10 protein-coding genes and 2 pseudogenes are annotated in these 13,646 nt (G+C 66.6%); 7 read left to right on the top strand and 5 right to left on the bottom strand.

The window, feature by feature from the left end; genetic code table 11:
- Positions 1–84: 84 nt before the first annotated feature.
- Entirely contained in the window at positions 85–963 is an 879-nt protein-coding gene (locus IT882_RS14180; protein ID WP_195692376.1) for a carbohydrate ABC transporter permease, read from the bottom strand.
- Entirely contained in the window at positions 963–1,883 is a 921-nt protein-coding gene (locus tag IT882_RS14175; protein WP_195692375.1) for a carbohydrate ABC transporter permease, read from the bottom strand. The genes IT882_RS14180 and IT882_RS14175 overlap by 1 nt, the downstream gene beginning before the upstream one ends.
- A gap of 235 nt (positions 1,884–2,118) precedes the next feature.
- Here IT882_RS14175 and IT882_RS16745 point away from each other — a divergent pair, with 235 nt between their 5' ends.
- Both IT882_RS16745 and IT882_RS14170 read left to right on the top strand, forming a co-directional pair.
- Positions 2,119–2,445, top strand: coding sequence for a LacI family DNA-binding transcriptional regulator (locus tag IT882_RS16745; protein ID WP_229382155.1), 327 nt, complete (start codon positions 2,119–2,121; stop codon positions 2,443–2,445).
- Positions 2,446–2,465: 20 nt separating this feature from the next.
- Complete coding sequence (locus tag IT882_RS14170) at positions 2,466–3,110, top strand: substrate-binding domain-containing protein (RefSeq protein ID WP_229382154.1); 645 nt, start codon at positions 2,466–2,468, stop codon at positions 3,108–3,110.
- 26 nt (positions 3,111–3,136) lie between these two features.
- Here the strand turns inward: IT882_RS14170 and IT882_RS14165 are convergent, their stop codons facing one another.
- Positions 3,137–4,153, bottom strand: a complete 1,017-nt coding sequence (locus IT882_RS14165; protein WP_195692374.1) for a LacI family DNA-binding transcriptional regulator — start codon at positions 4,151–4,153, stop codon at positions 3,137–3,139.
- Positions 4,146–5,693, bottom strand: coding sequence for a sugar ABC transporter ATP-binding protein (locus tag IT882_RS14160; protein WP_195692373.1), 1,548 nt, complete (start codon positions 5,691–5,693; stop codon positions 4,146–4,148). Before IT882_RS14160 ends, IT882_RS14165 begins: the two co-directional genes overlap by 8 nt.
- A gap of 281 nt (positions 5,694–5,974) precedes the next feature.
- Between IT882_RS14160 and IT882_RS14155 the strand changes: the two genes are divergently transcribed.
- The 5 genes and pseudogenes from IT882_RS14155 to IT882_RS17190 form a co-directional block, all read left to right on the top strand.
- On the top strand, positions 5,975–6,973 hold the full coding sequence (locus IT882_RS14155) for an ABC transporter substrate-binding protein (RefSeq protein ID WP_195692372.1): 999 nt from the start codon (positions 5,975–5,977) through the stop codon (positions 6,971–6,973).
- A 134-nt stretch (positions 6,974–7,107) separates the two neighbouring features.
- Positions 7,108–8,726: pseudogene (locus IT882_RS14150) on the top strand (sugar ABC transporter ATP-binding protein).
- The gene (locus IT882_RS14145; RefSeq protein WP_195692371.1) at positions 8,723–9,814 is read left to right on the top strand and encodes an ABC transporter permease; all 1,092 of its coding nucleotides are present in this window, start codon (positions 8,723–8,725) and stop codon (positions 9,812–9,814) included. The pseudogene IT882_RS14150 and the gene IT882_RS14145 overlap by 4 nt, the downstream one beginning before the upstream one ends.
- Complete coding sequence (locus IT882_RS14140) at positions 9,811–10,857, top strand: ABC transporter permease (protein ID WP_195692370.1); 1,047 nt, start codon at positions 9,811–9,813, stop codon at positions 10,855–10,857. The genes IT882_RS14145 and IT882_RS14140 overlap by 4 nt, the downstream gene beginning before the upstream one ends.
- Positions 10,858–10,912: 55 nt before the next feature.
- Positions 10,913–11,809, top strand: a pseudogene (locus tag IT882_RS17190) (FUSC family protein); the annotation flags it as partial.
- A 181-nt stretch (positions 11,810–11,990) separates the two neighbouring features.
- Here IT882_RS17190 and pgm read toward each other — a convergent pair.
- Complete coding sequence (gene pgm / locus IT882_RS14135; protein ID WP_195692369.1) at positions 11,991–13,631, bottom strand: phosphoglucomutase (alpha-D-glucose-1,6-bisphosphate-dependent); 1,641 nt, start codon at positions 13,629–13,631, stop codon at positions 11,991–11,993.
- Between the last annotated feature and the right edge of the window lie 15 nt (positions 13,632–13,646).

Below are 13,646 nucleotides of genomic sequence, written 5' to 3'. Positions count from 1 at the left end.
AGAGTTCCTCACTTCGTTGTCGATGAACCCGGTGCAGGACGCGCCGGTGAGGGGTGGGATTTCGTCGGAGCAATGGCCCTCATCTCATTGCTTGACGCTTCCGGCGCTCAGCCCCGACTGCCAGAACCGCTGCAGCACGAGGAAAGCGACGACGATGGGGATGATCGACAGCACGGAGCCGGTGATCACCAGGTTGTAGATCGGCTGAGCGCCGACGCCGATAGCCTGCGCGTTCCACTGGTTGAGCCCGACCGTGAGGGGGTACCAGGTCGGATCGCTCAGCATGATCAACGGCAGGAAGTAGTTGTTCCACGTCGCGACGACGGCAAACAGCGCGACCGTCACGATCCCCGGGGTCAGCAGTCGGATGGAGATCGTGAAGAACGTGCGGAACTCGCCGGCGCCGTCCATCCGAGCTGCCTCGAGAAGCTCCGTGGGGACGGCATCGGTCGCGTACACCCAGATCAGGTACAGACCGAAGGGGCTGATGAGGGAGGGGATGATGATCGCCCACGGGGTGTTGGTCAGGCCCAGCTGGCTGAACATGAGGAACGTGGGGACGGCGAGAGCCGTGCCGGGCACCGCGATCGCGCCGAGGACGATCGCGAAGACCGCCCGACGGCCACGGAACCGGTACTTGGCCATGCCGTAGCCGGCCATGGTCGCCAGGATCGTCGCGCCCCCGGCACCGACGACCACGTACAGCAGCGTGTTGCCGAGCCAGCGCAGGAAGATGCCGTCGTTGTACGTCAGTGTCTGGACGATGTTGTCCCACAGGGCGAAGTCATCCGAGAACCACAGTCCGAACGTCGTGAACAGGTCGGCCTGCGTCTTGGTCGCGTTGATGAGCAACCAGAACAGCGGGAGAAGGGTGTAGATCAGGTACACACCCATCACGAGGGTGAGGATGAGCGAGCGTCGCGCGTGCGTCGGCGACGTGCGGGCCAGTGCCGGGGCGGCCATCAGCGGATCTCCTGTCGGCTGCCGCGGAGCTGCACGACGTAGGCGATGATCGCGGTGATCAGGCCCATGATGATCGCGATGGTCGCGGCGTAGTTGTACTGCTGTCCTGCGAAGGACAGGTTGTAGGCGTACATGTTCGGCGTGAAGTACGTCGTGATGACGTTGGGGGCCAGCGGCTTCAGGATGTTCGGTTCGTTGAACAGCTGGAAGCTACCGATGATCGAGAATATCGTCGCGATGACGATCGCACCGCGCACCGCCGGGATCTTGATCGAGAAGATCTGGCGCCAGGCTCCCGCTCCGTCGATGGATGCGGCTTCATAGAGCTCGCCGGGGATGGTCTTGAGTGCCGAGTAGAAGATCAGCATGTTGTAGCCGACGAACTCCCACGTGACGATGTTGCCGATCGACAGCAGGATCCACTGCGGCGAGAAGGGCTCCAGGACCTGCCCGCCGAGCAGGTCGTTGATGTTCGAGGTCAACCCGAACTGGTCCCCGTAGATGTATCCCCACATGAGAACGGCGACCACAGCGGGAACGGCGTACGGCAGGAAGATGACGATGCGGTAGAAGCCGGATGCGTGCAGACGTGCACTGTCGATCGCGAGAGCCGCCGCCAGAGCCAGGACGAGCATGATCGGCACCTGGACGATCAGGAACAGGAAGACGCGGCCGAACCCGCTCCAGAATTGGGGGTCGGTGAACGCCGTGACGTAGTTTGAGAGGCCGACGAACGCGTTGCCGCCGACGAGCTGGTCGCGGAACAAGCTGAGGTAGAGCGAGTACGCCAGCGGTGCGAGAAAGACCAGTGCGAAGACGATTGCGAAGGGAGCGACGAAGAGCCATCCGCGTTGCTCTGTTCGCGACTGCGTTTTGCCTGGCCGGCGTACGCGCGGCGGCTGTGCGCTGATGGTCGCCATTGTCCGTTGCCTCTTCCGTGAGCCCCAGAGTTCGGGAGTGATATCCGGGGTGCTGCTGCTGATTGATCTCTGCACGAGGATTCGCGGAGTGGCGAAAGCCCATGTTTACGTCAACATAACCCGACCGGGCTAGGATGTCAACGTCAACATTGGAGTGGGGCACATGGCTGAAGCGGAGCCGTCGGGTGGGCGGCACAGCGAGGTGGCGCGCGGGCTTCGGCGTCGGGAGACGTCCATGGCAGATGTCGCGCGGCGCGCCGGCGTGTCCGGCCAAACGGTCTCTCGCGTCGCGAATGGTCGCGACAACGTCGACCCGATCACGCGTGATCGCGTCATTGCTGCGATGCGAGAACTGGGCTACCGGCCCAACAGCGCTGCTCGCGCTCTGCGGTCGGGCCGCTTCCGCAGCATCGGCGTCATCATGTTCTCGCTCTCGTCCTACGGCAACATGCGCACCCTCGACGCGATCGCTTCGGAAGCGTCAGGTGCCGGCTACTCTCTCGCTCTCATCCCCTGGACTCGGCGACGCAGTCGGACGTCTCGGGGGCATTCGATCGCCTGAGTGAGCACGCTGTCGACGGTGTGATCATCCTCATCGAGACCCACGAGCTCGACGAGGCCGAGATTGCCCTCCCGACCGGGCTGCCTGTCGTTGTCGTCGACTCCAGTGCCCGGTATTCCTACCCGGTCGTCGACACCGATCAGGCGCAGGGTGCGACCCTCGCCACGGAGCACCTGCTCGACCTCGGTCATGAGACCGTGTGGCACATCTCGGGCCCGCGCGAATCGTATTCCGCCGAGCGCCGACGCACGGCCTGGATGCGTGTCCTGCAGGAGCGCGGTGCGCCCGTGCCGGAGGCGCTCGTCGGCGACTGGACCGCCGAATCGGGCCACGAGCTCGGCCGCCACCTTGCGGCGCAGCGCGAGGCGACTGCCGTCTTCGTCGCGAACGACCACATGGCGCTGGGCGTCATGCGGGCCTTCCACGAGGTCGGTCGTAGCGTGCCGTCGGACCTCAGCATCGTCGGATTCGACGATGTCCCCGAAGCGGCGAACTTCTGGCCGCCGCTGACCACGATTCGGCAGCGTTTCGACCGGGTGGGCGAGTCGGCGATGCGCTCGCTCATCGCCGAGATCGAGGGGGAGAGCCCCTCGGGGCGCGAGCTCGTCCCCACGACGCTCATCGTGCGCAGCAGCACAACCGCGCCCGCTCACGCCCCGGCCTGACGTCGGCGCCTGCGGCGCCGCACGAGTCAGCGCCCCGGGGGAGCGGTCGAGCCGCGCAGCACCAGCCGTGTAGGAAGCGGGGTGTCCTCGGTGATCGAGTCGGGCTCCTCGATGGCGACGAGGACCTTCTGCATGATGAGCTCCCCGAGCGCGGCGAAGTCCTGGCGCACCGTCGTGAGGGGAGGGAACAAGTAGCCGGCCTCGGGGACGTCATCGAACCCGACGATCGAGATGTCTTCGGGCACGCGCAGGCCTCTCTCGCGCAGCGCCGAGAGGAGGCCGATCGACATTTGGTCGTTTGCGACGAAGATCGCGCTGCCCGGTGTTAGCTCCAGTTCTGTTCCGATGCGGTATCCGTCTGCTGCCGACCAGTCGCCGTGAACGGGGTCGGCGGTCACGAGCCGGTGTGCGGCGAGCTCGTCACGCCAGCCCCGGATACGCTCGACGGCATCAGCGGCGGTCGCCGGTCCCGCGACGTGCAGGATCTGCGTGTGACCGATCTCGGCCAGGTGCCGCACCGCTTGCCGGGCGCCGCGGTACTGGTCGATGGAGACAATGTGGCTGTCTCTGCGCGCAGACGATGCCGCCGCGACGACGGGGATGCTCAGATCCAGCGAGCGAACAACATCCAGGCCCGCCACATCGGCGATGATCAGGACGATCGCGTCGACGCGCTGGCGCAGCAGGCTCTCGACTGCCGCGCGGACGCTCGCTCCGCCCGCGTCGAGGGAGCTGACGGTCTCGACGCTGTAGCGGGCTCGCCGCGCCGCGAGGTTGAAGTGGAGGCCGACGGAGGTCGGGCCGTAGTCCGAGACGCCGGGGACGACGAGCCCGATCGTGCGGGTGCGGCGCGTCACGAGCGCTCGGGCGGCGGGAGATGGGCTGTAGCGCAGCTGCGCGATCGCGCGTTCGACGCGTTCCCGCGTCGCCGGGCGGACGTTGGGCAGGTCGTTCAGGACGCGCGAGACCGTCTGGTGGGACACGCCCGCGAGCTTGGCCACGTCGAAGATGTTCGCCGACCGTGGACCCTTGTCTTCAGACATCCGCGCTCCCCTCGGCGAGCACCTCGCGTACCGGTGTCGCCTGGGCGATCAGAGCGAGCAGAGCATCGATCGTGAGCTGGTCAGCCGGGACGGTCTCGAGGATCTCACCGTCGCGCAGCACTGCGACGCGGTCCGAGACCCGCAGGACCTCCTCCAGCTCGGCCGAGATGAACACCAGGGACAGCCCGTTGTCGGCGAGCTCTCCGACGAGCTTCTGGATGTCGACCTTCGTGCCGACGTCGATGCCGCGGGTCGGTTCGTCCAGCACCAGGAGGCGCGGCGAGAGCGCCAGCAGGCGGGCCAGCACGACCTTCTGCTGGTTGCCTCCCGACAGTGTGCCCACAGGGCGGTCGGGGTCGGCGGGGCGGATGCCGAGCGCGTCGATCCAGCTCAGCGCGAGCTCTCGCCGGTGCGCGGTACTCATGCGCCGCAGGACGCCGCGCTGCGCCTGCAGCGCCAGCGCGATGTTGTCTTCGATACTCAGCCCCGCGATGATGCCCTCTGCGCGGCGATTCTCGGACGAGTACACGACCCCCAGGCGGATGCCCTGGTGGGGGTCTGCGAGGCGCGTGCGCTTGCCGTCAAGCTCGACTACCCCGGAGCCGAGTCGGTCGACTCCCGTCAGGGCGCGGGCCAGCTCGGTGCGACCGGAGCCGAGCAGGCCGGCCATCCCGAGGACATCCCCTTCGTAAATGGTGATGTCGGCGTCGCGGATGCGCGGGGCGACGGTGACGCCGGATGCTTCGAGGAGGGGTGGGCGCGCGTCCTCGGGCTCGGGGACCCGCTGGCGTTCGCCGATGTCGCTGATCGAGCGCCCGAGCATCTTGGCGACGAGGTCGACGCGGAGCAGTTCCCGTGTCAGGTACTCGCCGACGACGTGACCTTCGCGCAGCACCGTGATGCGGTCGCAGATCTCGTAGACCTGGTCGAGGAAGTGCGACACGAACAGAATCGCAACGCCGCGCTCTTTGAGGTCACGAATGACACGGAACAGCTCGGCGACATCGTCGAGGTCGAGACTCGAGGTGGGTTCATCGAGAACGAGGACTTTGACGTCGGTGGCGATGGCGCGGGCGATGGCCACCAGCTGCTGCACCGCGAGGGAGTGGGTGCCGAGCATCGACGACGGGTCCAGGTCGAGGCCCAACTCTGCCAAGACGTCCCGAGCTTGGCTTCGCATCCGCGACCAGTCCATGCCGCCCCACCGGCGCGGCTCCTGACCGAGGAGAACGTTCTCGGCGACGCTGAGGTTCGGGAGCAGATCGATCTCCTGATAGACCGCGCTGATACCGGCGGCGCGGGCTGCCTGAGGAGAGCTGAATCTCACGCTGCCGCCGCCCACCCGCACGACACCCGACTCGGCGGAGAGGGCTCCGGTGAGCAGCTTGATGAGGGTCGACTTGCCGGCGCCGTTCTCTCCCATGAGCGAGTGCACCTCGCCGGCGAACATCCGGAAGTCGACGTGGTCGAGAGCGAGGTCGGAGCCGAAGCGCACACATGCGCCCTCCACCTCGACCACGGGTGCGACATCGACCGCCATGGTCCTATCATGCCGGTGCCTCCGCGACTCGCGACGAACGCGACGCCTGCGCAGACCTCGGAGCGCGTCGCTGTGTGGCGCTTCCGCGACTGCCTGAGCATCTGTGAGCGATCACTACTCAGAATGTTAACGATCACGAACGGGACACAGATTCCGTAAAAAGGGTTGCGCACATCAAATGTGAGCGTGCACAATTCCAGATAGCCGCACGGGTGTCCCTTCCCGAGCGTGACTCCGGTTCCGACCACGTTGGTCGACCGTCTCAAGGAGGAGAGAGCAAAATGGCACACAGAAAGCGCATTCTGGGAGCACTCGGGGTAGCCGCCGTGGGAGTCCTGGCGTTGGGCCTTGCAGGCTGCGCCAGCGGGGACTCGGGGTCGGACTCGGGTTCGGGCGGGGATGAGATGACGACCGTCGGGTTCGTCGCGGTCGGCCCCGAGGGTGCTTGGCGTCAGGCGAACGAGCAGAACGTCCAGGACACCTTCACCGAGGCCGCGGGTTTCGACCTGAAGTACGCGCCCGCCACCAACCTCGACCAGAAGTCGCAGATCGACGCGTTCACGTCGTTCGTCGACGAAGGTGTCGACGTGATCCTTCTCTCGGCCACGGAAGCATCGGGCTGGGAGGACTCGCTCAAGCGCGCGCAGGAAGCAGAGATCCCCGTGATCCTGCTCGACCGCGGCATCGAGCCCAACGACACGAGCCTTTACGTCACCCGCATCGCGCCCGACAACGTCGAGGTCGCGAAGGAAGTCGGCGAGTGGGCGAAGGCTGAGTTCCCCGACGGCGGCAACTACGTCGTTCTCGAGGGCCCTGCCGGTGTGGGCGTCGTCAACGAGCGCAACAAGGGCTTCGACGAGGGCGTCGCTGGCTCGTCGCTCAATCTCGTCGATGCGCAGACGGCTAACTGGTCGGCCGAAGAGGGCAAGAGTGTCATGGAGACGATGCTCAAGGCCAACAACAACGACATCCAGTTCGTGTTCGCGCAGAACGACGAGATGGGCCTCGGTGCCGCTCAGGCCGTCGAAGAGGCGGGTCTGACCCCCGGTGTCGACGTGAAGATCGCGACCATCGACGGGACGAAGGCCGCCATGGAGGCACTTGCCGACGGAACGCTCAGCTACGTGCACGAGTACAACCCGCTGTTCGGCCCCACCGCGCTCGAGGTCGTCGAGAAGACGCTCGCCGGCGAAACGGTGGAGTCCTACATCATCGTCCCGAGCGAGGCGTTCGATTCGCCCGAGGCGGCCCAGGCCGTGCTCGCCGACCGCAAGTACTGATCGCCATCGACTGATCAGCCCTCGGGCGGTTCGTGTCACCGTCGGCGCGGGTGTGGGGTTTGTTCCCGCACCCGCGCCGACCGACCGAACGACAACCGCGCGTAGGCCGCAACGCGCCACACGAAAGAACGATGATGACCGAATCCCAGCCGATCGTCGAGATGCGCAGTATCTCCATCGAGTTCCCGGGGTGAAAGCCCTCGACGATGTCGCGTTCCGCCTGTTCCCCGGCGAGGTGCACTCGCTGATGGGAGAGAACGGTGCCGGCAAGTCGACCCTGATCAAGGCCTTGACCGGCGTCTACCGCATCGACTCGGGCTCGATCGTCGTCGCAGGCACACCCAGCGAGTTCCACAACACCGCCGATGCGCAGGCCGCGGGAATCTCCACGGTGTACCAGGAGGTCAACCTCTGCGGCAACCTCACGATCGGTGAGAACGTGATGCTCGGCCACGAGACGCGCGGCCCGTTCGGCGTCGACTGGAAGGCCACCCACAAAGAAGCGCAGCGCGCGCTTAAGCGGCTGGGCCTGGAGAACCTCGACACGCGGATGCAGCTGTCCCGCCTCTCCATCGCGATGCAGCAGCTCGTGGCTATCAGCCGCGCGATGGCTGTCAACGCCAAGGTCCTCATCCTCGACGAGCCGACCTCGAGCCTGGACGCGAAAGAGGTTGAGGGCCTCTTCGCCGTCATCCGCTCACTTCGCGACCAGGGCGTTGCGATCCTGTTCGTTTCGCACTTCCTCGATCAGGTCTACGCGATCAGCGACCGTCTCACGGTTTTGCGCAACGGCCGCTACGAGGGCGAATACCTCACCGCAGAGCTTCCCCGCGCCGAGCTGATCTCGCTCATGATCGGCAAGGACTTCTCGACGCTCTCGGCACACGGCGGTGGACGCCGCTCCGACGACGCCGACGAGCGCGAGCCGCTGCTCACGGCATCCGGTTTCGGCCGCAAAGGCGTGATCGCACCCACCGACCTCGACATCCGCAAGGGCGAAGTCGTCGGCTTCGCCGGTCTGCTGGGATCCGGACGGACAGAGCTCGCGCGCCTGCTTTATGGCGCCGACCGCGCTGACACCGGCGAGCTCGAGATGCACGGTGCCGCGGTCGAGATCAAGTCACCGGTCGACGGTCTCGCGCGTCGCGTGGCCTACTCGACCGAGAACCGACGCGACGAAGGAATCGTGGGCGATCTCACCGTGCGGGAGAACCTCATCCTCACCGTGCAAGCCAAGCGCGGGTGGGCACGCCCGCTGCCACGCAAGGAGCAGGACGAGATCGTCGCTCGTTACATGAGCGCGTTGAACGTGCGGCCCGCGAACCCCGAAGCGCTGATCCGCAACCTGTCCGGCGGAAACCAGCAGAAGGTCCTGCTCGGCCGATGGCTCGCGAGCAAACCCGAACTGCTGATTCTGGACGAACCCACGCGCGGGATCGACGTCGGAGCCAAGGCTGAGATCCAGAATGTGGTGATCGACCTCGCCGACGAAGGGATGGCCGTCGTGTTCATCTCGTCCGAAGTCGAAGAGGTCGTCCGGTTGAGCGATCGCATCGTGGTCTTGAAGGATCGCAAGAAGATCGATGAACTGGTCAATAGCCCCGACATCACCGCCGAACGGGTGATCCAGATCATCGCCGAGCACGGCGAGAATGCGGTCGACGAGGAAGGAGAGCAGTGGCGCATGCCCGACCAGTCGGCTGCTGAATCTCGCACGAACGAATCCGTGGCATCCGAAGGGGTCCAGTCATGAGTTCCACCGATCGCTCTGCATCGTCGCGGATGCGTGACCTGCTGCGCCAGCCCGCCTTCTGGGGCGCCGTGGCCATCGTGGTCCTCCTCGTGCTCAACACGATCAAGGACCCGTCCTATCTCTCTGTCACCGTGAGTCCCACGACGGGCTACCTCGTCGGCAACGTGATCGACATCCTGCGCGCCTCGGCCCCCATCCTGATGATCGCGGTCGGGATGACGCTCGTCATCGCCACCGGAGGCATCGACCTGTCGGTCGGCTCTGTCATGGCGGTCGGCGGCGCGGTATCGATGCAGTTCCTCAGCGCCATGGGCGACTCGACATCCGTGGGAACGGCGCTGGCCGCGATCGGTCTGTCGATTCTCATCACCGCTGTGCTCGGTTTGATCAACGGCGCGCTCGTCGCCTACGTCGGGCTGCAGCCGTTCATCAGCACCCTCGTGATGATGCTCGCCGCGCGAGGTATCGCAAAGGTCATCACGGGTGGTCAGAACACGGCTGCCCAAAGCGAACCCTTCCGCTGGATGGTCAACGGGTACGTGTTCGGCGTGCCCGTGGTCTTCCTGCTGGCGATCGCGATCGTCGTGGTCGTCGCGCTCGTTGTTCGTCGGACCGCTCTCGGGCTCATGATCGAAGCCATCGGGATCAACCCGAAGGCGAGCCGGATGGCGGGCATCCGTCCTCGGGGCCTGCTGCTCACGGTCTACATCCTCAGCGGCGCGCTCGCCGGAATCGCCGGAATGTTCTCGGTGGGCACCGTCATGACGGTGGACGTCTCCCAGACCGGCTACCTCATGGAACTCGACGCGATCCTCGCCGTCGTGATCGGCGGCACATCTCTTGCCGGCGGAAAGTTCTCGCTGGGTGGCGCGGTTGTCGGGGCGCTGCTGATCGCGACGCTCGATAAGACCGTGTTGTTCCTGGGCATCTCTTCGTCTGCCACGCCGGCATTCAAGGCTGCGGTCATCGTGCTGCTGTGCCTCGCGCAGTCGCAGCGTGTGCGGAGCTGGTTTGCGCGGCGCCGGTCCGCGCCACCACCGGCATCCATCGCCACATCTGAGCCCGTGCGAGAGGGGGTCGCAGCATGAGCGTCATCAACGCGTCAGCGCCCACCGAAGCGCCGGTTCAGCGCGCCAGCCTGTGGACCCGCGTCCGGCGCGCGGCCACGAGCAACCCGTCAACGCTGCCGACCGCAGCATCGCTCGTGATCTTCATCGCGATGATCGTCTACGGCGAGGTCGCGTACGGCAACATCGTGCAGTTCAGCACGCTGTCCAACCTGCTCGTCAACAACGCCCACCTCATCGTTGTCGCGGTCGGGATGACCTTCGTCATCCTCACCGGGGGTATCGACCTGTCGGTGGGGTCGGTGATCGCGTTCTCCAGCGTCGCGGGCGTGATGCTCGCAAACTCCGGCTGGAACGCCGGGGTCGTCCTGGTGGTCATGGTGCTCTCGGGAACGGCGTTCGGGTTGCTTGCCGGCATCCTCATCCAGTACTTCGGGGTGCAGCCCTTCATCGCCACGTTGGCGATGATGTTCCTCGCGCGGGGACTCGCCTCGATGCTCAGCACGGAGCCCCAGCGGCTCGCTGACGACTCGCCGATCCGGTGGCTCGGCACCCAGTTCAAGGTGATCGACGGCCCCAAGGTCAACGACCTCGTGATCACGCCCGGCGTGATCATCATGATCCTGATCGTGGCCATCGCGGTGTTCGTCCTGCACCGCACCCGCACCGGCCGCACCGTCTACGCGATCGGCGGCTCCGAGCAGTCCGCCCAGCTCATGGGACTTGCTGCCTTCCGGACCAAGCTGCTCGTGTATGTGATCAGCGGCACGCTGTCGGGGGTCGCCGCCGTGATCTACACCTCCCGGCTCGGCATCGCCCAGAACATCACGGGTATCGGTTGGGAGCTCATCGCGATCGCCGCTGTCGTGATCGGTGGCACACTGCTCACCGGCGGGTACGGGTACGTCCTCGGATCGGTCGTGGGAGCGCTCGTGCTCGGCCTCATGACGGTGCTGATCACCCGCGACGGCGGCATCCCGCCCGAGATGACCACCATCATCACCGGCGGTGTGCTTCTGATCTTCGTGCTGTTGCAACGGCTCGTGACGACCAAGCGCGAGTGACGGTGCTGGGTGGGCTCGTACCTCGGCGAGCCCACCCAGCCTCTACGATGTGGCCATGCGGGAGCTGTGGTCGAGTCTGTTTCGCCTCGACCCGCTGACGGCTCCGGCGTGGCCCCGCGCGGTTCGCGCCGCGATAGCTCTCGGGTTGCCCGTGGCGATCGCGGCCCTGCTGGGCGTTCCGCACCTCGGCTACACCGCCGCTGTCGGTTCGTTCGCGGCACTCTACGGCGGGACGCTGCCGGCGAGAGAGCGCGCCAAGGCTGTCCCGTTCGTCGCCGCGGGTCTCATCGCCGCCGCAGCCCTCGGCGTCGCGGTGGGGTGGTCGCGTCCATTGACGGTGCTTGGGCTTGCCCTGGTCGCGATCATCGCGGCAGTTCTGGTCTACGGGTTCTCGGTCGGGCCGCCGGGCGTCATGTTCTTCGTGCTCGTCTACGGGATGTTCGCGCACGTCCGCGCCCTCACCTCCGCGCAGGCCGCGATCGAGGGACTGCTCGCCCTGCTCGTCGGATCTGTCCTCACCTACGTGATCGCGATCATGCCGCTGTTCGAGAAGGCTCCGGATGCTCCGACGAGGGCGCTCGGCGACATCCTTCCCCGGTCGGGGTGGGATGACGCGGCTCGGCTCCTGCTGGAGCGCACTGTCGTCGTCGCCGTCATCGGCTCGGTGGCGGGGCTCGTCGTCGATCCGGTGCGGGCCTACTGGATCGTCGCTGCTGGTGTGGCAGTGGTCGGGATTTCGGTGGCGCGGACCGCGACCGTCAACCGCGGCATCCATCGCATGATCGGCACCGTCCTCGGCGCCGGCGTGTACCTGCTGCTCGTCCTCGTCCCGTGGGTGCCGCTGGCGATAGCCGCGCTCCTGGCCGCGCTGCAGCTCGGGATCGAACTGGTCATCGCGCGTAACTACGCGCTCGCGCTCATCCTGATCACGCCGCTGGTCCTCGTTTTGACGGGGGCCGCCGCGGGGAGTTCGGCACTGTCGCGATCGCCGGCGAACGGGTCGTCGACACGATCGTCGGCTCCGCGCTGGCCGTCGCGGTCACGTTCGTGCCGCTCCCGCTGTTCCGTCGGCGGCGCGGCGAAGCTGCCTGAGCATCGTCCGGCGACGGTGCCAGCGTCTGCGCGGCGGAGGGCTAGGAACCCAGGGCTGCCGACACGACGGCGCGTGCCTGCTCCTGCACCTCGCGCAGGTGCTCCTCGCCCTTCAGCGACTCGGCGTAGAGCTTGTACACGTCCTCCGTGCCCGACGGTCGCGCTGCAAACCAGGCGCTCTCGGTCTGCACCTTGAGCCCGCCGATGGCAGCGCCGTTGCCGGGAGCGTGCGAGAGCTTGGCCGTGATCTGTTCGCCCGCCAGCTCCGTCGCGGTCACCGACTCAGGGGAGAGCTTCGACAGCGTCGCCTTCTGCGCGGGCGTGGCCGGGGCGTCGACACGCTGGTAGGCGGATGAGCCGAACTGGGCTTCCAGCTCGGCGTAGCGCTGCGAGGGCGTCTTGCCCGTGACGGCGAGGATCTCGGCTGCCAGCAGGCACAGCAGGATGCCGTCCTTGTCGGTCGTCCAGACCGAGCCATCCGTCCGAAGGAACGACGCACCGGCCGACTCCTCGCCGCCGAAGGCTACCGATCCGTCGAGCAGCCCCGGGACGAACCACTTGAATCCGACGGGCACCTCGTACAGGTCGCGGCCGAGCGCGGCGACGACGCGGTCGATGATCATCGACGACACGAGGGTCTTGCCGACCGCAGCATCCTCGGGCCAGCCGTCCCGGTGCGAGAACAGGTAGTCGATCGCGACGGCGAGGTAGTGGTTGGGGTTCATGAGCCCGGCATCCGGGGTCACGATGCCGTGCCGGTCGGCGTCAGCGTCGTTTCCGGTGAGGATGTCGAACTCGTGGCGCCGGGCGACGAGGGATGCCATCGCGGAGGGCGAGGAAGGATCCATCCGGATCTTCTCGTCCCAGTCGAGCGTCATGAACCGCCAGGTCGGGTCGACGTCGGGGTTCACGACCGTGAGGTCGAGGCCGTAGACCTCGGCGATGAGCGCCCAGTACTCGACGGATGCGCCACCCAGCGGGTCGGCGCCGATCCGGATGCCCGCGCGCGCGATGGCGTCGACATCGATGATGTTCGTCAGGTCACGCACGTAGGCGTCGCGGAAGTCGTAGGAGCCGATGCGCTCGCCGTCCATGTCGGCGAAGCGAACCCGTTTGACGCCCTCGAGTCCGTCGGCGATGAGTTCGTTGGCGCGGTTCGCGATCCACCCGGTCGCATCGGTGTCGGCGGGGCCGCCGTGGGGCGGGTTGTACTTGAAGCCACCGTCGCGGGGCGGGTTGTGTGAGGGCGTGACGACGATGCCGTCGGCACGTGTCGGGTCGTCGGCGGCCTTGCCCCGGTTGTAGGTCAGGATCGCGTGGCTGAGCGCCGGCGTCGGTACCCAGGAGTCGCGGGAATCAACGCGCACACCGACGCCGTTCGCGACCAGCACCTCGATTGCGCTGCGCTCGGCGGGCCGGGAGAGCCCGTGAGTGTCGCGGCCGAGGAAGAGGGGGCCGGCGATCCCGTTCGCGGTGCGGTAGTCGACGATCGCCTGCGTCGTGGCGAGGATGTGGACCTCGTTGAAGCTCGTCGAGAGCGACGAGCCGCGGTGGCCGCTCGTTCCGAACGCGACGCGCTGCTCTGCAACGCTGGGATCGGGAACCCGTTCGTAGTACGCGGCGATCAGTTCGTCGATGTCGATGAGGTCGGATTCTTCGGCGGGCAGACCTGCGCGGCTCATGAACCCAGTCTGTCA

It is taken from the genome of Microbacterium schleiferi (genome assembly GCF_015565955.1).
Classification (GTDB): domain Bacteria; phylum Actinomycetota; class Actinomycetes; order Actinomycetales; family Microbacteriaceae; genus Microbacterium; species Microbacterium schleiferi_A.
The sequence above is the reverse complement of the archived record's forward strand: the minus strand, read 5'-3'. Positions and strand labels throughout refer to the sequence as shown.